The 19138-nt window shown below is 71.6% G+C and carries 15 protein-coding genes; 10 read left to right on the top strand and 5 right to left on the bottom strand.

Annotated elements, in window-relative coordinates; all coding sequences use genetic code 11:
- Positions 1-9: 9 nt before the first annotated feature.
- A complete protein-coding gene (locus CC117_RS22030; RefSeq protein ID WP_071087238.1) occupies positions 10-1146 on the bottom strand; it encodes a glycerophosphodiester phosphodiesterase in 1137 nt (378 codons plus the stop codon).
- 341 nt (positions 1147-1487) lie between these two features.
- On the opposite strand from CC117_RS22030, the gene CC117_RS22025 reads away from it, so the two are divergent.
- The 6 genes from CC117_RS22025 to CC117_RS22000 all read left to right on the top strand — a co-directional run bounded on the left by CC117_RS22025 (position 1488) and on the right by CC117_RS22000 (position 10243).
- Positions 1488-2600 carry a hypothetical protein gene (locus CC117_RS22025; RefSeq protein ID WP_084132558.1) on the top strand — a complete coding sequence of 371 codons (1113 nt, stop codon included), beginning with the start codon at positions 1488-1490 and terminating at the stop codon, positions 2598-2600.
- A complete protein-coding gene (locus CC117_RS22020) occupies positions 2597-4240 on the top strand; it encodes a substrate-binding domain-containing protein (RefSeq protein WP_071087155.1) in 1644 nt (547 codons plus the stop codon). The genes CC117_RS22025 and CC117_RS22020 overlap by 4 nt, the downstream gene beginning before the upstream one ends.
- Positions 4218-5087 (top strand): hypothetical protein, encoded by an 870-nt coding sequence (locus CC117_RS22015; RefSeq protein ID WP_131803119.1) that lies wholly within the window; start codon positions 4218-4220, stop codon positions 5085-5087. The genes CC117_RS22020 and CC117_RS22015 overlap by 23 nt, the downstream gene beginning before the upstream one ends.
- A gap of 274 nt (positions 5088-5361) precedes the next feature.
- Positions 5362-7401, top strand: a complete 2040-nt coding sequence (locus CC117_RS22010) for a DMT family transporter (RefSeq protein ID WP_071087149.1) — start codon at positions 5362-5364, stop codon at positions 7399-7401.
- Between the two features lie 143 nt (positions 7402-7544).
- Complete coding sequence (locus tag CC117_RS22005) at positions 7545-8345, top strand: MarR family winged helix-turn-helix transcriptional regulator (protein WP_241830315.1); 801 nt, start codon at positions 7545-7547, stop codon at positions 8343-8345.
- The gene (locus CC117_RS22000; protein WP_071087147.1) at positions 8342-10243 is read left to right on the top strand and encodes an MDR family MFS transporter; all 1902 of its coding nucleotides are present in this window, start codon (positions 8342-8344) and stop codon (positions 10241-10243) included. Before CC117_RS22005 ends, CC117_RS22000 begins: the two co-directional genes overlap by 4 nt.
- Here the strand turns inward: CC117_RS22000 and CC117_RS21995 are convergent.
- Entirely contained in the window at positions 10222-11025 is an 804-nt protein-coding gene (locus tag CC117_RS21995; RefSeq protein ID WP_071087145.1) for a winged helix-turn-helix transcriptional regulator, read from the bottom strand. The genes CC117_RS22000 and CC117_RS21995 overlap by 22 nt on opposite strands.
- A gap of 191 nt (positions 11026-11216) precedes the next feature.
- Between CC117_RS21995 and CC117_RS21990 the strand changes: the two genes are divergently transcribed.
- Positions 11217-12044: a class I SAM-dependent methyltransferase gene (locus CC117_RS21990; protein WP_071087143.1), complete on the top strand. Its 828-nt coding sequence runs from the start codon at positions 11217-11219 to the stop codon at positions 12042-12044.
- A gap of 129 nt (positions 12045-12173) precedes the next feature.
- On the opposite strand, the gene CC117_RS21985 is transcribed toward CC117_RS21990, so the two are convergent.
- Positions 12174-12881, bottom strand: coding sequence for a methyltransferase domain-containing protein (locus tag CC117_RS21985; protein WP_241830319.1), 708 nt, complete (start codon positions 12879-12881; stop codon positions 12174-12176).
- Positions 12882-13476: 595 nt separating this feature from the next.
- Between CC117_RS21985 and CC117_RS21980 the strand changes: the two genes are divergently transcribed.
- Together CC117_RS21980 and CC117_RS21975 are read left to right on the top strand one after the other, a co-directional pair.
- Positions 13477-13761 (top strand): hypothetical protein, encoded by a 285-nt coding sequence (locus tag CC117_RS21980; protein WP_084132572.1) that lies wholly within the window; start codon positions 13477-13479, stop codon positions 13759-13761.
- Between the two features lie 558 nt (positions 13762-14319).
- Complete coding sequence (locus tag CC117_RS21975) at positions 14320-14838, top strand: GNAT family N-acetyltransferase (RefSeq protein ID WP_084132555.1); 519 nt, start codon at positions 14320-14322, stop codon at positions 14836-14838.
- A gap of 363 nt (positions 14839-15201) precedes the next feature.
- On the opposite strand, the gene CC117_RS21970 is transcribed toward CC117_RS21975, so the two are convergent.
- Together CC117_RS21970 and CC117_RS21965 are read right to left on the bottom strand one after the other, a co-directional pair.
- Positions 15202-15966, bottom strand: coding sequence for an alpha/beta hydrolase family protein (locus CC117_RS21970; RefSeq protein WP_071087139.1), 765 nt, complete (start codon positions 15964-15966; stop codon positions 15202-15204).
- Positions 15967-16199: 233 nt separating this feature from the next.
- The gene (locus CC117_RS21965; protein ID WP_071087137.1) at positions 16200-17279 is read right to left on the bottom strand and encodes an Lrp/AsnC family transcriptional regulator; all 1080 of its coding nucleotides are present in this window, start codon (positions 17277-17279) and stop codon (positions 16200-16202) included.
- A gap of 147 nt (positions 17280-17426) precedes the next feature.
- Between CC117_RS21965 and CC117_RS21960 the strand changes: the two genes are divergently transcribed.
- On the top strand, positions 17427-19094 hold the full coding sequence (locus tag CC117_RS21960; RefSeq protein WP_071087135.1) for an MFS transporter: 1668 nt from the start codon (positions 17427-17429) through the stop codon (positions 19092-19094).
- The last annotated feature ends 44 nt before the right edge of the window (positions 19095-19138 follow it).

Raw genomic sequence — 19138 nt, 5'->3', positions numbered from 1 at the left:
GGGGCCGGGTCAGCGGCCGGCGACCTCGGAACGGGCGACGACGCCGATGTCCGGGTTGTCGGTGAACACCCCGTCGATGCCGGCGCGCAGGTAGGCGACCTGCTCGTCGATGGCGCGGCCGTAGTCGCTGGTGACGGTCCCCCGGCGCAGGTCCGGTGGCAGGAACTGGTTCTCCGCGCGGAACGTGTACGGGTGGACCAGCAGCCCGGCGGCGTGCGCGTCACGGACCAGAGCCGTCGGGGCGGCGAGCTTCCCGTCCGCGCCGACCGGGATGACCTGGACCTTCTCCGGGCCGACGCCGTTCGCGTAGGCCGCGATGCCCTTCAGCCCGGCGGGGGTGATCAGATCGGCGTAGGTGCGCGGGTCGCCGGCGGCGGTCAGGTCGTAGGGCGCCCCGGCCGAGCTCAGCAGCTGCACCGCGTTCGTCCGCAGGCCGCGGCGGCGCAGGTCGCCGAGGTTCTTCGTCTCGAACGACTGGACGAACACCGGCGCGGTGCGGGTGTTCAGCCCGTTGCGGTTCAGGACGTCCAGCAGCCGCTGCTCGAGTGCCAGCCCGGCCTGCTGGAAGTAGGTCGGGTGCTTGGTCTCCGGGTAGACGCCGATCTCGCGGCCGAGTTCCGCCGACAGGCGCCGGCGCAGCTCGAGGACCTCGATGAGGGTCGGGATCTCGTACCGGCCGTCGTACAGCGTGTTCTCCTGCCGGACCGCGGGCAGCCGCTCCTTCGCCCGCAGCTTCTTCAGCTCGGCGAGGGTGAAGTCCTCGGTGAACCAGCCGGTGACGGCGACGCCGTCCAGCTGCTTCGTCACCCGGCGGGTGGCGAACTCGGCGCGGTCGGCGACGTCCGTCGTGCCGCCGATCTCCGGCTCGTGCCGGCAGACGAGGTGACCGTCCTTGGTCACCACCAGGTCCGGCTCGACGAAGTCGGCGCCCATCCGCGCGGCGAGCTCGTAGGAGGCCAGGGTGTGCTCCGGGCGGTAGCCCGACGCGCCGCGGTGGCCGATCACCAGGGTCCGGTTCCCGCGGCCAGGACCGCCGGGGCGCCCACCCGCCGCGCCGGACCCGGCCGGAGCGGCCGAGGCGGCCGAGGCCGTGGCCACGACCAGCGGCGCGGCGGCGAGACCGGCGATCAGTCCGCGCCGGCCCACCCCCCGCCGGGACTGCGCCGACGGGTCGGCCGAGGGGTCACCGGCCAGTTCGCTGCCGCGAACATCCTGCCCGCGAGGCTCCACAGATCCTCCAGCGCGGCGACGGCGTCCGTCGCCGGCGGCGCGCGCCACCAAGCGAAGCAACCACGGAGAACGTGGGAACGGATCAGACATGACGGCCCGGGGTCGAGCGGACGGCGACTGCGCCAACCGCAACAACGGAGGCCCGACGCACATGACCGAAGGCCGCCAGACAGGTGTTCTGTATGACATTCAGGTGAACACCCTCCGTACTGTCGCGGCGGCGACACCGGCAGGCCGCTCCGTGCCCTGATGATCGCGTGGTGCGCCTGACCCGCGTCCTCGGACCCGCGCTGGCGCTCCTGCTGATCGCGGGAGTCGCCGCGCTCGCGGTCGTCCCGCGCCTCGGTGCGGGCGACGACGAGCTGGTCACCGTCCGCGCCCTGGTCGGGTCGGAGAAGCGGTCGTTCCTGACCGATCCCGACGTCACCAGGGCGCTGGCGGACGCCGGCTACCGGCTGACCGTCGACATCGCCGGCAGCCGCGACATCGCCACCCGGCCGGACCTGAGCGGCTACGACCTCGTCTTCCCCGCGAACACCCCGCAGGCCGACCGCATCCGCCGCGATCACAACCTGACCCGCTCGCACCTGCCGTTCTACTCGCCGATGGCCATCGCCACGTTCGGCCCGATCGCCGAGCTGCTGACCAGGGCCGGCGTGGTCCGCGCCGAGGGCGATGTGCGCTTCTTCGACATGCGCGCCTACCTGGGCCTGGTCGCGGAGGGCCGGCGCTGGTCCCAGCTGCCGGGCGCCGACACCGCGTACGCCACCGACCGCTCGGTGCTCATCGGGTCGACGGATGTCCGCACCTCGAACTCGGCGGCGTTGTACCTGGCGCTCGTCTCCTACGTGGCGAACGACGACCAGGTGGTCACCGATCCGGCCAAGGCCGACGAGATGGCCGCCCTCGCCGCCGACCTGTTCCTGCGCCAGGGCTATCTCAACAGCACCACCGCGGAACCGTTCGACGAGTACCTCTCCATCGGCATGAGCAAGGCGCCGCTCGTCATGATCTACGAGGCGCAGTTCCTGGAACGGGTCCGCGCGAACGACGGCTCGATCACCAACGAGATGCTGCTTCTCTACCCGACACCGACGATCTACGCCCGGCACACCGTGGTGCCGCTCACCGACGCCGGGGACGCGGTCGGCCAGTTGCTGACCACCGACCCGGGGCTGGTGCGGCTCGCCGTCCGGCACGGCTTCCGGCCCAGCGACCCGGCCGCCGCGGGCCAGGAGCGCGGGCAGAGCGCCGCGAACACCGGCTCCGGGCCGCCCGAGCTGATCGACGTCGTCGAGCCGCCCAGCCAGGAGATCTCCGAGCGGATGATCGGCCGTATCGAGGAACGCTACCGGGGAGGCACCGGATGATCCACCGCCTGAACCCGGGCCGGCTGCGGCGGAGCGCGGTCGCGTGCCTGGCGGTCCTCGCCGTCCTCGCCGGTGCCGGAGCCTGCACCGGCGGGGAAGAATCCCCCACCCGGCCGGACGGGCCCGGCGGACCCGGCCGCGTCGGCGGCACGCTGCACATCCTGGCCGGGTCGGAACTGCGTGACCTCGGCGGGATCCTCGACGACTTCCAGCGTGAGAGCGGCGTCGAGGTCACCCTGGAGTACACCGGGACCCTGGACGCCGTCGACCGGATCGCCGGCGGGCGGGCCGACGCCGACGCCGCGTGGCTCGCGTCCGACCGTTACCTGCACCTCGCCCTCGACGACGCGAAGACCGTCGTCGCCCGGGCGACGACGATGATGTCGCCAGTGGTCGTCGGCGTGCGTCCCGAGCTGGCGCGGCGGTTCGGCTGGGTCGGCAACTCGTCCGTGACCTGGGCGGACGTCGCGGAGAAGGTCGCGGTGGGCGAGCTCACCTACGCGATGACCAACCCCGCCGCCTCCAACTCGGGCTTCTCCGCGCTGACCGGCATCGCCGCCGCCCTCGCCGGCACCGCCGACGCCCTCACCGTCGACGACATCCGGCCCGACGCGCTGACGTCCTTCTTCTCCGGGCAGGTCCTCACCGCCGGCAGCTCCGCCTGGCTGACAGACGCCTTCGTCCGGTCGACGACCCCCGTCGGCGCGGTGATCAACTACGAGTCGGAGATCCTCGCGCTCAACGCCGACAGGCTTCGCTCGACGCCACTGACGATCATCTACCCGCGGGACGGGATCATCACCGCCGACTACCCGCTGCAGCTCCTGCGGGCCGACCACCGGGCGGCCTACGACGCGCTCGTCAGCTGGCTGCGCACACCGGACATCCAGCGGCGCCTCGCGACCGAGACCCACCGGCGCCCCGCCACTCCCGGCGTGCGGATCGATCCCGCGCCGTGGCCGACCGGGCCGCTGCCCGCCGAACTGCCCTTCCCCGCCACCCGCGCCGTGGCGGACCAGCTCCTGACCGCCTACCTGGGTCGTTTCCGTCGCCCCGCCCACGCGATCTTCGTCCTGGACGTCTCCCCGTCCATGGAGGGGGAACGGCTCGCCCTGCTGCGTTCCACGCTCGCCGGCCTGGCCGGTGCCGACGACTCCCTCGCCGGGCGGTTCACCCGGTTCCGCGAACGGGAGCGCGTCACCCTGATCACCTTCAGCGGGGTGGTGCACCGCACCCAGGAGTTCACTGTCACCGATCCGTCGCCCGGCTCCCGCGACCTGGCCGCGATCACCGCCGCCGCCGACGGCCTCACCCTGGGTTCCGGCACCGCGATCTACACCGCGCTGAACGCGGCCTACCGCTACGCGTCCGACGCCGTGGGGGACGACCCGAGTCACCTGACCTCGATCGTGCTGATGACCGACGGGGAGAACAACCAGGGCGAGACGGCGGATGCCTTCCGCGCCGCCTACCGGGCACTCCCCGACACCGCGCGGGCGGTACGGACCTTCTCCGTGGTCTTCGGCGACGCCCAGGTCGACGAGATGCGCGCCATCGCGGACGAGACGGGAGGCGCGATGTTCGACGCGCGGTCGTCCTCCCTCTCGGAGGCGTTCCGTGAAATCCGTGGCTATCAGTAAGCGCATCGTTTCCTGGCTGGGTTCGGCCCGGAACACGGTCGGCTGCGCCGCGGGCCTGTGCGGGATCGCCCTCGGTGCCACCGGCGTGGTGCCCGCCCCGTACTGGCCCCTCGCGACCGCCGCGCTCTACGCTRCAGGCGCCCTCGCCATGCCGACCCGCCGCCCCGCGCGCCCGGTCCCCGGCCCGCCAGGCCTCCGCGGCCCCTCGGACGTGCCGGAGCCGTCACGCACGAACTCACCCCAGGCAAAGCTCCCCCACCCGGGGCAGGCACCCCCCGCGGAGCGGGACGGTTTCGAGCAGCACAGCTCCGAGCAGGACGAAGAGGTACAGCACGAAGAGGTACAGCACGAGGCGGAGCGGGACAGCGGTGGATGGGCGCAGGTGCGGGACGTCCTGGACGCGCAGATCGCCAGGCTGGCCGGGCGGTCCACACCCGTGGAGCCGGACCTGGTCTCGGCGGTGCGCGATCTCGCCGACGCGGTCCGCGAGTTCGTTGACGACCCCGGGCTCGCGGGCCGGTCCCACGGCCCCACGGACAGCGCGGGCCGTACCATCGAGCGAACAGTCCGCGATCATCTGCCGGGGGTGCTCGACGAGTACCTCGCCCTGCCGCGCCTCTACGCCACGCTGCACAGGCGTCCCGACGGCCGCACCCCGCACCGGGCCGCGTTCGACCGGCTCACCCTGCTCTCCGCGGTCGTCCACGCGGTCACCGCGGCGGCCTGGCGCGGCGACGAGGAGGCTGTCCGGGCCCAGGCGGAACGCCTCTCCCGGGACCCGCTCCTGGTGCGGGGCGAGCAGCCGCCGGACGGCGGCCCCGACGCCCCCGCGCCTCCCGGAGCCTGACGCGGCCCGGTTCCCCCGCGCCCCGTACCCCGGACGTCGTCGACACGGCAGCCGGCACGCCCGACGGCGGGACGTCCCACGACCGCGCGCCCGCCGACGGTAAACCCGAAGGCGCGCCGACCGGAGACGGAGCGGGCCGGCGGCGGAGCGGGCCGGATCCAGGCTGGGACCGTGTGATCTCACCGGTGCTGACCGGGAGGGCCCTGCCGGCTCCGCCGGGTGATCGGGCAGGATATGTACAGGTAGCGCCGCCCGGCGCGGAACGAGACCAGGGATGCTGACGACCTACCTGCTGGGCCTGGGATCCGCGGTGTGCTTCGGCGTCGCCGCAGTGATCCAACAGCGCGTGGCCTTCCACGCGCCGCCCGAGGACGTGCTGCGGCTGCGGCTGCTGCTGTGGCTGGTCCGGCGTCCGATGTGGGACCTCGGTGTGCTCCTGTCCGCGGTCGGGACCTTCGCGTCCGCAGCCGCGCTCGCCCGGTCGACCGTCGCCTTCGTCGCGCCGTTGCAGGTCTGCCAGCTGCTCTTCGCGCTGCCGCTGGCCGCGTTCTGGGCGCGAAGACGGGTCCCCCGGCGGGACTGGCTGGCAGCGATGGCGACCGCGATCGGCCTGGCCACCTTCCTCCTCGCCGGTGATCCCCACCAGGGCGAGGTCGAAGCGGCGACCACGCTCGGCTGGATCCTGACCGGTGGCTCGATCGGTGGCCTGGCGGCCTGGTCGGTGCTCGGCACCCGCCGGCTCGACCCGGCGCGCCGTGCCACCCTGCTCGCCGGCGGCGCGGGCCTGCTCTCCGCCCTGCAGGGTGCCCTCATCGGGAGCGTCGGCCGGCTGGCGGAGACGTCCGGCATCGGGGCGGTCCCGACGTCCTGGCAGACCTACGCGGTCGTCGTGGTCGCGCTGAGCAGCGGCCTGCTGCTGCAGAGCGCCTACGAGATGGCCCCGCTACCCGCTTCCCTGCCCGCCGCGGTCAGCCTCGAGCCCCTCGGTGGCGTGGCGATCGGCGTCTTCCTCCTCGGTGGCATGCTCCGCCTCAACCCGCTCGCCATCACCGGTGAGATCGCGGGCCTCGCCATCATGATCCTGGGCGTCCGGGCCCTGGCCGCCTCGCCGCTGGTCACCGGGCAGCTCTCCCGGCTGCGCGCGCGGACGTCCCAGGGCCAGCTCTCACGGCTCGAGGACCTGCTCCACCGCGATCTGGAGCTCCTGCGCGATGACCTGATCCGCGGGCGCCGCGCCAGCACCGACCGGGCCCAGCGCCGCCAGTGCCGGCGGCTGCACAACGACCTGGACCGCATCCACTGCGAACTCGCCCGGCTCGTCGACGACCGGGACCATCTCGATTCCCGCATCCAGACGATGCGCGCGGGCGGGCAGTCCGACGGCCGCCGCACCACGGCCGAGGCGGGCGTTCCGGGGACCACGCCGGCGGGAGACCTGCCTGCGGGCGAGACCGTTCCGAACGGATCCGTACCCGGCGGGATCGGGCCGGGCGGGATCGGGCCAGGCGGCATCGGGCCAGGCGGCAGTGCTCGATCAGCGGAACCCAGCACGCTCGGGACCTCGCTCAGGCGGCTCGCGGCCCGGGTTCGGCTGCGGACGGCCCTGGCGGCCCCTCCCGTCGAACCCGTCCCGTCCCCGCGGGACACCACGCCCGCACCCGGCAGCCGGACAGCTGCCGCGGCATCCACCGGCATCGCGGGGCACAGCGAGGCAACCACCCGGATGACTTCGGGCGATCGGAACGGCAGTGTCGAGCCTCACGGCAGAACCGAGCCCCAGGGCAGTGCCGACCCCCACGGCAGTGCCCACGGAACAGGCCCGGGTGCGGCCAACGGCAAGGGAGGCCGTGGCCGGCGGTCGGGCGCGGGTCGCCCGTCGGCCCGCGTCCCGCGCGGAACAGCACCGCGACCGGTCAGGACGTCCAGAGGAGCCACTCCCCCCGCTGCCCCACACCCGCACCGGGCCCAGCCGGTGACGCCGGGTTCGTCCGCCGCGCCGCCGCGGACCGGTCGGGTGCCGGCCCACGCAGGTCGGGCCGAGGCAGCGCAGCCGGGCAGTCCGCCCCGCCCGCAACGCACCTCCACGGGCGCCTCCGCGCCTGGGCCGGCCACCTCGCGGCCGCCCCAGGCGAACGGTCCGGCGGACGGCCGGCCCGACGCATCCCCGGATGTCGTCAGCGATCATGATCTCGCTGCCTCGCAGCGGGCGCTGGACGCCCGTGCGGACGCCCTGCTCTCCCAGGCCGAGGAGCTTTCGGTGAAGGCCGAGACCGTCCTCCGCTCACTGGCGGGACGTCCACCGGTGGCACCCTGATCCCGGACCGCTGATCTGCGGGATCGCGCGGGCCCGTCGCTGTGGTCCAGGTCACCCGAACGGCGCGTTACCCGAAAAAAGACCGGAGGCCGGAATAGTTGTATGCTGCAGCCAAATTGCCAGGACGACCGGCTTGGCGGATCATGCGACTGGACGGTACCGCGCCCCAGCGGCAGCGGCACCCGTTCCAGCTGACCGACATCAGGAAGAGCACCGCGCGCATGGACGAGACCAGGGCACCCACCGACCAGCAACGCCCGGCGAACCACGAGCATCCGGCGGACCACGAGCATCCAGAGAGCCGCAAGCATCCGGTGAACCGCGAGTACCAGGTGGCACAGCTCGCCGACGATCTCGCACGCCTGCTCCGGGGCCTCGCCCGCGCCCGCAGCCAGTACCTCGCCCGCGCCCGGGACGATGTCGAGTGGGCCGCGCAGATCCTGATCTCGCACCTGGCCGCGAACGGCCCGAAGCGGCTCGGTGCCCTCGCCGCGTCCGTCCAGTCCGATCCGTCCACCGTCAGCAGGCAGGTCTCGGCCCTCGTCCGGGCCGGCTATGTCGAGCGTCGCGCCGATCCGGATGACGGGCGCGCCGTGGTCCTTGACGTGACCGAGGCGGGCCGGGAGGTCTACAGAGACCACATTGAGATCCGCAACCGGCGTTACGAGGACATGCTCGCCGGCTGGAGCAGCGAGGACCTGGTCACCTTCACCACCCTGCTGCGCAGGTTCGGGGACGAGATGGAGGTGCACCAGCCCACCTGGGTCTCCCGACCCGACACCACTCGACTCAGCCCGGAGACGTCTCGACTCAGCCCGGAGACGTCCGCCCAGGGCAGGCCCGCGCCGCACGGCACGTCGGGACCGCACGGCCGGTCCACACCGCAGGACGTCCCGACCCGCGCCGGCACGGACACCTCTGCTCCGGAGGCACACCGCGTATGACCGCCGACACGACGACCGCGACGCAGGCCCCGGCACCGGGTGGGCTCACCCACCGCCAGATCATGACCATCGTCACGGCACTGCTGCTGGGAACCTTCCTCGCCGCGCTCGACCAGACAGTGGTCACGACCGCCATCCGGAGCATCGGCGACGACCTGCACGGGCTGTCCGCCCAGGCCTGGGTCACCACGGCGTTCCTCATCACCTCGACGGTGACCACCCCGCTCTACGGCAAGCTCTCGGACATCTACGGGCGCAAGCCGCTGTTCATGATCGCCATCTCGGTCTTCATCGTCGGCTCGGTGCTGTGCGGGATCGCGTCCGACATGTACGTGCTCGCCGGCTTCCGCGCGTTCCAGGGACTCGGCGCCGGCGGCCTGTTCTCGCTGGCAATGTCGATCATGGCGGACATCGTGTCGCCGCAGCAGCGCCCCAAGTACATGGCCTACTTCATGGGGACCTTCGCGACCTCCAGCGTCGCCGGGCCGCTCATCGGCGGGTTCCTGTCCGGTCGCGACAGCCTGCTCGGGCTCGCCGGATGGCGCTGGATCTTCTGGATCAACGTCCCGATCGGACTGGCGGCGCTCGTGGCCGTCAACCGGGTCCTGCGGGGAGGCCGCAGCCGGGGCGACTCCCGCATCGACTGGTGGGGAACCGTCGCGATCATCGCGGCGGTCGTGCCGCTCCTCCTCGTCGCCGAACAGGGACGCGACTGGGGCTGGGGCTCCCCCGTCTCCATCGCCTGCTACGTCATCGGCGTACTCGGCCTCGCGTGGTTCATCGTCGCCGAACAACGCATGGGCGACGACGCGCTGATCCCCCTGCGGCTGTTCCGGGCCCGCGCGTTCTCCGTCGGCTCGGCGCTGTCGGTCGTCCTCGGCATCGCGATGTTCGGCGGCCTCGCGACCATCCCCCTCTACCTGCAGATCGTCAAGGGCGCGTCGCCGACCGAAGCCGGCCTGCTGATGCTCCCCCTGATGACCGGCATCATGACGGCGTCCATGATCTCCGGGCGCCTGATCGCCCGCACCGGCCACTACCGCCCCTACCCGATCATCGGCGCCGCGGCGATGATCGCCGGGTTCCTCCTGCTCTCCCGGATCGGCGCCGACACGCCGCTGTGGCAGACGAGCCTCATGATGGCGCTGTACGGCCTCGGACTGGGCCAGAGCATGCAGACCCTGGTCGTCGCGCTGCAGAACTGCGTGGCCCCCCGGGACATCGGCGTGGCGACGGCGTCCGCCACCTTCTTCCGGCAGATCGGCGGCACCCTGGGAACCGCGGTCTTCCTGTCGATCCTCTTCGGCGCGGCACCCACCCAGATCGCGGACGCCTACCAGGACGCACAGGGCAGCTCCGGATTCGCCACGGCCGCCGCCGCCCACCCCGACCAGCTCCGCCAGGTCACCTCCAGCGGCTCCCTGGACGACTCCGCGTTCCTGCAGGAGATCGACAAGGCTCTCGTCCACCCGTTCATGGTCGGCTTCTCGAACTCGATGGACCTGGTGTTCCTGGTCGCCGCCGCCGTCATCGCGGTCGGCCTGGTGCTGGCGGTGATCCTCCCCGAGGTCCCGTTGCGGACCGTCTCCGGGCTCGAAGCCGCCCGCGCCGAGGCAGGCCGCGCGGCGGCAGCCACGGCAGCCACGGCGGTCGCGAAAGCTGGCAGCGCCTCGGCCTCGGAGGCGACAGGTGACGCAGCGGTCCGCACGGCGGCGCCCGGCGCCGACCCGGCCCCGGCCGAGAAGACCCTCGTCGGAGGGACCTCGCTGGCCGGAGCGGCCCGACCATCCCGCGAAGCCGGAGGGACCGAGGAGCCAGCGGGATCCGAGGGAGCCGGAGGCGCCGCGGGGGCCGGGGACGTCGCGCCCCGCAGCGCTCAGGCAGGAAGCGCTTCCTGAACTGCGGGCAGCATCTCCTGTGCTGCAGGCACACCGTGCTGCACAGCCGGCACGACGTCCCGCGGGGAGGGCCGGGAGGGCACGCTGGTCTGGGGGCGGCGTTGCCGCCCCCGGCCCAGGCTCTCGGCGAAGACGCCCGTGTTGAACCAGTCCGGGAACCCCCGCACCAGGCCTGCCGGCCCCAACATGCGGACCTGCCCGTTGATCCGCAGCTCCCGGAAGGACGCCATTCCCATCAGCCAACGGAGCAGATGCGCCGTTTCGGCCTCGAGCATCAGGTCGTCGTCACGGCCGGGCGCCTCCCGGCACACYGTGACCGCACCGTCATCGATGTCAAGCCAGCCTTCGGCCGCGCCCGCGCCGGTGAGCACCAGGTGGACCACGGTCCGCTGATCCGGCAGCACCCCGGCGATCGCGCACTGGTGCAGACRCCACATCAGGCCCAGGCCGTCGCACTCCTCGTCCGTCGGATCGCCGAACATCCACTCGGCCGCCCACTGGCCGATCGCCCACACCACCGGTGACAGCGCCTGCCCCGCCTCGGTCAGCGAATACCGCACCTGCTGGCCGCGCGGGGCCGGCGCGCGGCGGACCAGCCCACGGCGTTCGAGCATGCGCAGCCGCTGAGCCAGCAGCGTCCGGCTCAGCCGGGGCAGCCCACGATGGATCTCGTTGAAGCCGCTCGCCCCCACACTCAGCTCGCGGATGACCAGGGGCGTCCAACGGTCACCGACGATCTCGACGCCCAGCGCGATCGGACAGTACTCGACGTGGCGACCCATGCCCCGATGCTCGCACTGCCTTCCCGCCTCAGGTACTACACATCCGGTACCGGACAACACAGAGCGACGGCTGTCGTCCGGCCGACATCCGACCAGTACGAGATCCGTACTCGTCGGCCGACCTCCATCCGACGCATGCTGGCTCCGTGCGCCGCCACCATCACGGACGGCGACCGACTCGAGGAGTTGGCATGCCCACCACCCAGACCTCACCGGACCTGGCCGCCGTCACGGAACGCCAGCAGCAGACCTGGTCCAGCGGGAACTTCGCGAAGGTCGCATCCCGCATCGTGCTCAGCAGCGAGCTGCTCGCCGACGCCGCCGACCTGCACGCCGGCTGGCGCGTGCTGGACGTCGCCTGCGGCACCGGCAACGCCGCGATCGCCGCCGCCCGCGCCGGCGCCCACGTCGTCGGCATCGACTACGTTCCCCAGCTGCTGGCGGACGCCGAGGCACGGTCCCGCGCCGAAGGTCTCGACGCCGAGTTCCGGGTCGGCGACATCCAGCACCTGCCGGTGCCCGACGGCAGCTTCGACGCGGTCCTCAGCGTCTTCGGCTCGATGTTCGCGCCCGACCACCGGCGCACCGCCGCCGAGATCGTGCGCGCGGCGCGTCCCGGCGGGATCGTCGGCCTCGCCTCGTGGACGCCCGACGGCTTCGTCGGGGACATGTTCCGGGTCATCTCCACGTTCGTCCCACCGCCGGCCGGGGTGAGCTCCCCGCTGCTGTGGGGAACCCTCCCACACCTGGACGACCTTTTCGGCAACGCGATCGCCACAGCGGAATCCGTCGAACAGACGTGTACCTTCCGCTTCGCGTCCGCCGAGGAGTTCGTCGCCTTCTTCCGCCGTTGGTACGGCCCGACCTTCAAGGCCTTCGAAGCCCTTGATCCGGCGGGGCGCGACCAGCTCGCAGCCGAGCTCACCGACCTGGCCCGCCGTTGGGACCGCTACGGCGGAAGCGAGAACGCGGTCGCCCTGCCCTCGGCCTATCTCCAGACAGTCATCACCCTCCGTTAGCCGCGTGGACGGGTCTGACCGGCCGGGTGCGTCTCCTCAAGGCCGCGCGAGGGCCTCGCCGTCCGCAGGCCGGTCGGGCGGCGGCCCAGCACCGGTCCGCGGCGGCCGCCGGCTCGGCCCGGTCACGCCTCATGGCTTCGACGCCACCACGACAAACGCCGTCTCAGCGAAGAAGAACTCACCGGCGGCCTGCGCCGTGCACAGCTGTTCCTGCCATTCGTCGACCTCGTTCACGGTGACCGACCCGAGACCTCTTTCGGCACTTCGACGGACCGCCGTCATCACCTCGTCCAGGCGGGCGCTTCTCGCTTCGGACAGTTCGGTGTGAACCGTCGTGAAAGTCCGTACCGATTCGAGACTCAGCGGGCTCCGCCGAACCAGTCCGGCCAGCTTCCGGCCCATCCAGGGATCAGCTGCGGCCATGTGCTCGTAGAGCACCGGCAGATCCGCGTAGGTCTGCAGCACCCGGCGGGTGAGAGCCCGACCCTCGACCGCTACCACTATCGACTCGAAGTCGGTATGGCCCAGCACCGCACGCCCGCCTGGTCGCAGGACCCGGGCAATATCACGGAGCAACGCCGGCGGGTCGACCAGGCACTCGAGCACGTTGTGCGACACCACGCAGTCGCAGTGTTCCCCCTGAAACGGCAACGGGCCAACAAGATCGTGTTCTACGACCTGGACGCCCGGGATCCGTCCGGCGACGACAGCCAGGGCTCTGCCATCAATGTCCACAGCGGTCAGGGAACTCGCCGGAGCGCGGGCGGCAGTCTCGGCCAGGGTGTCGCCCCGCCCCGCACCCAGATCGACAACGATCTCCGCGGGTCCGGAAAGCACGAGATCGACGAGGAGGCTGTGCAGTGATCGGCCCGCATCCGAGCATTCACCCGTCACAGTCGCCTCAGCCTCGGCCTCGGTCAGCAATGACAGGAGCAGCGCAGACCGGGGCGAGATGGCTCCGCGCAACAGGTTGAGGGCTGATGCCTTTCATCGCGTCGCCCGTCACCTTCCACACGCCGCAGGCAGGCAGACGGCAGGCACCGCAGAAAACCCGAGTCGGACGCTGATGCCCAGGATAACCGGCCTTTTGGTGCAGGTGCGCGAGCAACCGCCGGCCAGCACGGTCGCGCTCATCAGCGTCATGTTCAGGGCCTACCACCCACCTCGGCGTCGACCTTCCCACCGGCGGCGTCCTCCTCACCTCGTCCGCGCCGCGCTGACCGACCCGGAAACTCTGCCGGGAGCGGCCAGCACCGGCCGGGGCTGCGGTTTGATGGAAAGGCCTCCACGCAGAGCACGCAGGGTCTACGCTCAGTCCTCGATGGCGATACGCGACAAACTGACCTCTCGTRCCCGGCCTTATCTGGAGCCCGGTGAACAGGTCCGGCAGGTGTTCAGGGCCCAGACTCGTTCGCAGTTCCTGGTCGTTCTGATGYCCGCGTCCCACTTCATGATCGGCCGCCGGATCGTTGTCGTCACCGATCGCAGCATCATCGTGCTGCGTGCCCGGCGACTGATGCCCAGCAGACCCACGGGCGACAAACCACTGGCCCGGCTACCGCGGCGAACCCGCTTCGGTGAGATGGAAGGCCTGTTCTGGGGCAGCACGTCCGCGACGGGCGAGCAGCTGTGGATCGGCAGCCCTTTCCACAAGGACATCGCGCAGGCGGACCGGGAACGACACCGACCTCCTCTCAACACCCCTCCTGACCCCTGACAGCCCGCAGGCCGGTATGGCGTCCGGTYCCTGAACGCCGTGGCAGGCCATGCGGGTCGCAATCCTCACCACCGCCCACCCTTCGGTGTCACGTGACCGTGAGGAGATGAGCGAGCCCCGCGTCGGCTCGCCTGGCCGCGGCCGCTCCGAGACTGCCTGGCCTTGAACGGGGTCGGCGCTGACAGCGCCGGCCAGCTACTCGTCAGTACCGGTGGCAACTTCCGGCCGGCTGTGTGCCGAGGCCGCGTTCACGCCGCTCTGCGGCGTCGCCCCGCTGCCCGCCTCGTCCGGACGGACGCACCGGCACCGACTCAAACGGGGCGGGACCGCCAGGCCGACGCCACGCTGTACCGCGTCGTGCGCTGCCGGCTGCGCTGTGACCCAGCCACCAGGCCTACGCCGAACGCCGCACCGCCGAAGGCACGACCGAAGAAGATCATCTGCTGCCTCAAGGGCTCCGTCGTCGGGAGATCTACACGGTTCCTCACGGCCGGGACTGCCGCAATACACCAGAGATCTGATGATCAGGATGTGGGTGAGGTGAGAGAGTGCTTCCTTGTGAATCACGAGCAGCACATCCCGGCCCCGACCCCACGGCTCGCATTCCGCCCGATGGCCACAGACGACCTCGACGATATGGCCGCGCTCCTCGGCGACCCGGACGTGATGCGGTACTACCCGCGGGCGAAGGACCGCGACGAAGCCCTGGCCTGGATCGACTGGAACCAGCGCCTCTACCGGCGTGAGGGCTTCGGGCTCTGGTTGGTCACGCTCCGGTCCACCGGCGAGTTCATCGGTGACTGCGGCCTGACTCCCCAGGAAATCGAAGGAACCACCGACATCGAGATCGGCTACCACGTCCGCACCGATGCCCAAGGCCACGGCTACGCCACCGAAGCCGCCGCTGCCTGTAGAGACCTCGCCCGTGACGTCCTCGGCATCAAACGCCTCATCGCGGTCATCCACCCGGACAACACTCCCTCCCAGCGTGTCGCCAGGAAAACCGGCCTCACCCACGAACGCGACACCCAGACCCGTTCAGGCCAGGCGGCACGCATCTACGCCACAGCCCTCTGACAGCCAGGACTCGACCACCCGCACCCGGGCTGTCTCCGGCCCACACCCCGTCACATCTCATCACCGGTAACGATCATCGCGGCATACGATCTTCACCGCTCCCGCAGTCGACGCGATGGAACACATCGGCCAGAGACCCCGGGCCGGAACGAAGGACCTCGCGCGCTGACCGGCCCAACCTCGTCGGCGATGGCCAGGACTGATCCTCGCCACGCATCCCTGGGTCTCTCGTGGTCTCGCGGGGAAGTTGATCAACCTGAGTCGAGAAGGTGTCACCCCCGGTTGGCAGTACCCGAAGGCGCTGACCGCCGGCGTCCGCAAGGGCATCCCTTGCGAACGCCGACGGCGTCATCCCCGCAGCGGTTAACGGGCCCCGGTCGTGACGGCATTATCGACGAGATGGCGGGCAAAGAAACGTTCAGCGCTGCCCATTTCGAATCTGGGTAGGTCGACATGCCGACCGGAGTTGGCGTGCAGCGTCTTCTCGGGGGAGGCTATGGCGTCGAACAGGGCGAGGCCGGCCGCGCGTGGCACGATCTCGTCGTCCCACTGGAGCAGAAACTGCACGGGGACGGTGAGGCGCGAGGCCGCATCGGTAAGGATGTCGTAGCCGACGAGGCCAAGGACAGCCGCGGTGATCCGCGGTTCGGCGGCGACCAACGGCATGCCGATCATGCTGCCGAGCGAGACGCCCCAGTACCCCACCGGTCCGTCGGCGCCGATCCGGTCGAGGCTCTGAAGAGCGTTCAGGGTGGCCTGCCACTCGGGAACAGCCTGCGCGGCACGGACGGCGTTGTCCTGAGCGATCAGCTCGCCGACGGGCTCGCCAGCCGCCATCCCGTTACGCAGTTGCACGGCGAACCGTTCGTCCTGCGCGGTTCTCGGGCGGTCGCCGTGCCCGGGAGCGTCGATCGCCGCCGCCGCGAAACCGAATTCCGTTACATACCGGTGGGCACGGGCCAGCAGGCCGGGGGCACACTTGTGCTGACCGCCGCCGTGCCCGAGYAGTATCAGTGGGCGCGGGCCGAATGCATCAGCCGGCGACCAGAGCACACCGGGAATGCCGTCAAGGACGAACCGACCTTCCGAAACACCGGTCGAGGTCGTCGTCTCCGAGGTGAAACGCATGAATCTCATTGCCTTTCGGGACGCTTTGGGCGCTCCCGACGGCCACCTGGGTCAGATGAACCGTTCCGCGGGACGGAGGGAGAGCACCCGGTCGGATTCAGCGGTAACGGGTCTCACCTCCTCAGGCCGGTTCACGGACGCTGCGACGCTACCAGAGAACAGGGTGCGCCGGGGACGAGAAACGGTGGACCGGCACCCGTAGCGTCCATCGGGTCGCCCGCGCCGTCAGCCGGTCAGGCCGGCTGGCGGCGCGGGCGGTGCGCCAGGGGCGGTTCGACCAGACGGCCGTCGTCGGTCCAGGCTCCGGACTGCTTGACCGTGCGGAAGACCGGGGAGATCTCCAGGGTCTGGATACCGTCGAGCTGGCCGACACGGCGGGTGGTGAAGGCGTAGAGATCGGCCAGATCGCGGCAGGCGACGGAGGCCACCAGGTTGTGCCGGCCGGACCTAGCCGCGGCGAACGCGACCTCCGGCAGGTCGGCGAGCGTCTGGCCGGTCTCGTGCAGCCGTGCCGGGCTGACTCCCATGTAGAGATGGGCCTTCGCGTTGTAGCCGAGCCTGGTCATGGCCAGATCCATGTCGAGGTGCATCGTGCCGCTCTGCAGCAGCGCGCCGAGCCGGCGGGTGACCCGGCCGTCGCTCACCCCCGCCGCGGCGGCCAGTTCCGCGTAGCTCGCGCGGCCGTCGCGGGCCAGGACGGTGGCGATCGCCTCGTCGGCCGGTTCCAGCGRCACAGGCCGCGGCGCGGGGACGGCGGACGACGGGGTGGCGGCAGCGCGCAGCGCGGCTGTCTCGTCGGTGTCCAGATACCCGGCCAGCACCCCCCAGTCGTCGGAGCGCTGGCCGGCGAAGTAATGCAGCAGCACGGAGGCCTCGACGTTCAGGACATGGGTCGCGCGGGGCAGCCGGTGGGTGAGCAGGGTGTCGCGCTGCTCGGCCGACAGCGACCGGATCGCGAATGTCACCTCGGACCCGCCCGCGGACAGGACCACCCACGCGATGTCGTCGCGCCACGCCAGCGCCGCGGCCAGCGCCTCGGCGCTGTCCGGACGGCAGTGCACCCGCACGCTCCACGGATGCTCGCCTGTCGTGGCCGGGTTCAGCACGCCGAAGATCCGCAGGATCCCGTCCCGGCGCAACGCGCCGTAGCGTCGGGCGACCGTCCGTTCGGGCAGGCGCAGCGCGGCGGCGATCCGCGCGAAGGGCGCTCGCGGCGCGAGCTGCAGGGCACGGATGATCCGGAGGTCGTCCGGGTCGGTCACCACGTTTCGAACCAGTGCTGTGTCGGATTCCCGCAGGACAGCCGTCGTCACGGATGGAAATCTACACAACGCGCCCCATCCGACGGTTCGTTTCCGAGTGGTCGGCAGAGTGGAGACCGGCGTCGCGGGGCGGTCCTGCGAGCGAGCTCGCCCCGGCCGCGGGGCCGGCGCCGGTCCGGAGGAGACGTGTGAGGGTCTATGGAACGCAGATGGTGGACGCTGGTCGCGGTGCTGGCGTCGACGTTCATGCTCCTGCTCGACATCACGATCGTCGTCGTGGCGTTGCCCGACATCCAGCAGGAGCTGAACACCAGCTTCAGTGACCTGCAGTGGGTCGTCGACGCCTACGCGCTCACCCTCGCCGCGCTGCTGCTGACCTCCGGCTCGCTCGCCGACCGGTACGGCCGCCGGTTGCTGTTCCTCATCGGCCTGGGGACCTTCACCGCCGGCTCCGCGCTGTGCGCGGCGGCGCAGACGCCGTTGATGCTGATCGGATCCCGGGCACTGCAGGGTGTCGGCGGGGCGATCCTGTTCTCCACGTCGCTCGCGCTGCTCGCGATGAACTTCCACGGCCGGGAACGCGGCATCGCGTTCGGCGCGTGGGGCGCGGTCGCCGGCGTGTCGACCGCGCTCGGGCCGATCCTCGGCGGTCTGATCACCAGCGGAGTGAGCTGGCGGGGCATCTTCTGGGTGAACCTGCCGGTCGGTGTGGCCGCGATCGCGATCACGCTGCGGAAGGTAGGCGAGTCGCGCGCCCCGCATGCCCACCGGCCGGACCTGGCCGGGTTCGCGACGCTGACCTCGGGGCTGGTCGCACTCGTCTACGGACTGATCCGGGCCAGTGCGGACGGCTGGGGCGACGCCGGCGTGATCATCTGTCTCGTCCTGGCGGCGGTGCTCCTCGTGGCGTTCGCCGTGGCCGAGACGCGGGTGGCACACCCGATGTTCGACCTGTCGCTGCTGCGGATCCCGACGTTCCTCGGCGGCTCGGTCGCCGCGTTCGCGATGAACGGCTCGCTGTACGCGATGCTGCTCTACCTGACGGTCTACCTGCAGAACGACCTCGGCTACTCGGCGCTCGGGGCCGGCCTGCGGATGGTGGTCCTCTCCGCGACGGCGATGGTCGTGTCGGCCGCGGCGGGGCGGTTGTCGACGGTCGTGCCGGTCCGCTGGCTCATCGGCCCGGGCCTCGCACTCGTCGGTGCCGGGCTGCTGCTGATGGCGGGCCTGGACGCCGGGTCCGACTGGACGCACCTCATTCCGGGTCTCGTCGTCGCGGGCGCCGGGTCGGGTCTGGTGAACCCGCCACTGGCCTCGACGGCTGTCGGTGTCGTGCACCCGTTCCGGTCCGGCATGGCGTCGGGGGTGAACACCACGTTCCGTCAGGTCGGTATCGCGGTCGGCACCGCCGTCTACGGCTCGATCTTCACCGCCCGGCTCGCGCACGGCCTCGATGACCGGCTCGCGGGCGTCCCGGCGCTGGCCGGGCAGGCGAACCAGATCGCCGACGCGGTGCACGGCGGCGGCGCGGGCCAGGTGATCGGCGCCGCCCCGGCAGCGGCCCGGCCCGTACTGACCGACGCGATCCACGCCAGCTTCGCCGGTGCGCTGAACGAGCTGCTCATCACGGCCGGCATCCTGGCGATCCTCGGCGGCACCCTGGCCCTCGTCCTGATCCGCGGCAAGGACTTCGCAGCCGTCCCCCAGCAGGCCCCGAGAACCGGTGCGGGTCCGACCGGTGCCACCCCGACCGGTGCCACGCCACCTGGTACCCCGCCAGCTCAGGCGCCTACCGGGGACCAGACCCCGCCGGCCCCGGCCCAGCCGCCGGCCGAGGGCAAAGAACCCCTGCCACAGGACGGATAGCGGGTCCGGCCGCGCACCGCGACCGCCGACCCGGAGTCACCCAC

Origin of the sequence: Parafrankia colletiae (genome assembly GCF_001854655.1) — a bacterium.
GTDB classification, from domain to species: Bacteria; Actinomycetota; Actinomycetes; order Frankiales; family Frankiaceae; genus Parafrankia; species Parafrankia colletiae.
This window is presented reverse-complemented; position numbering and strand designations above follow the sequence as displayed.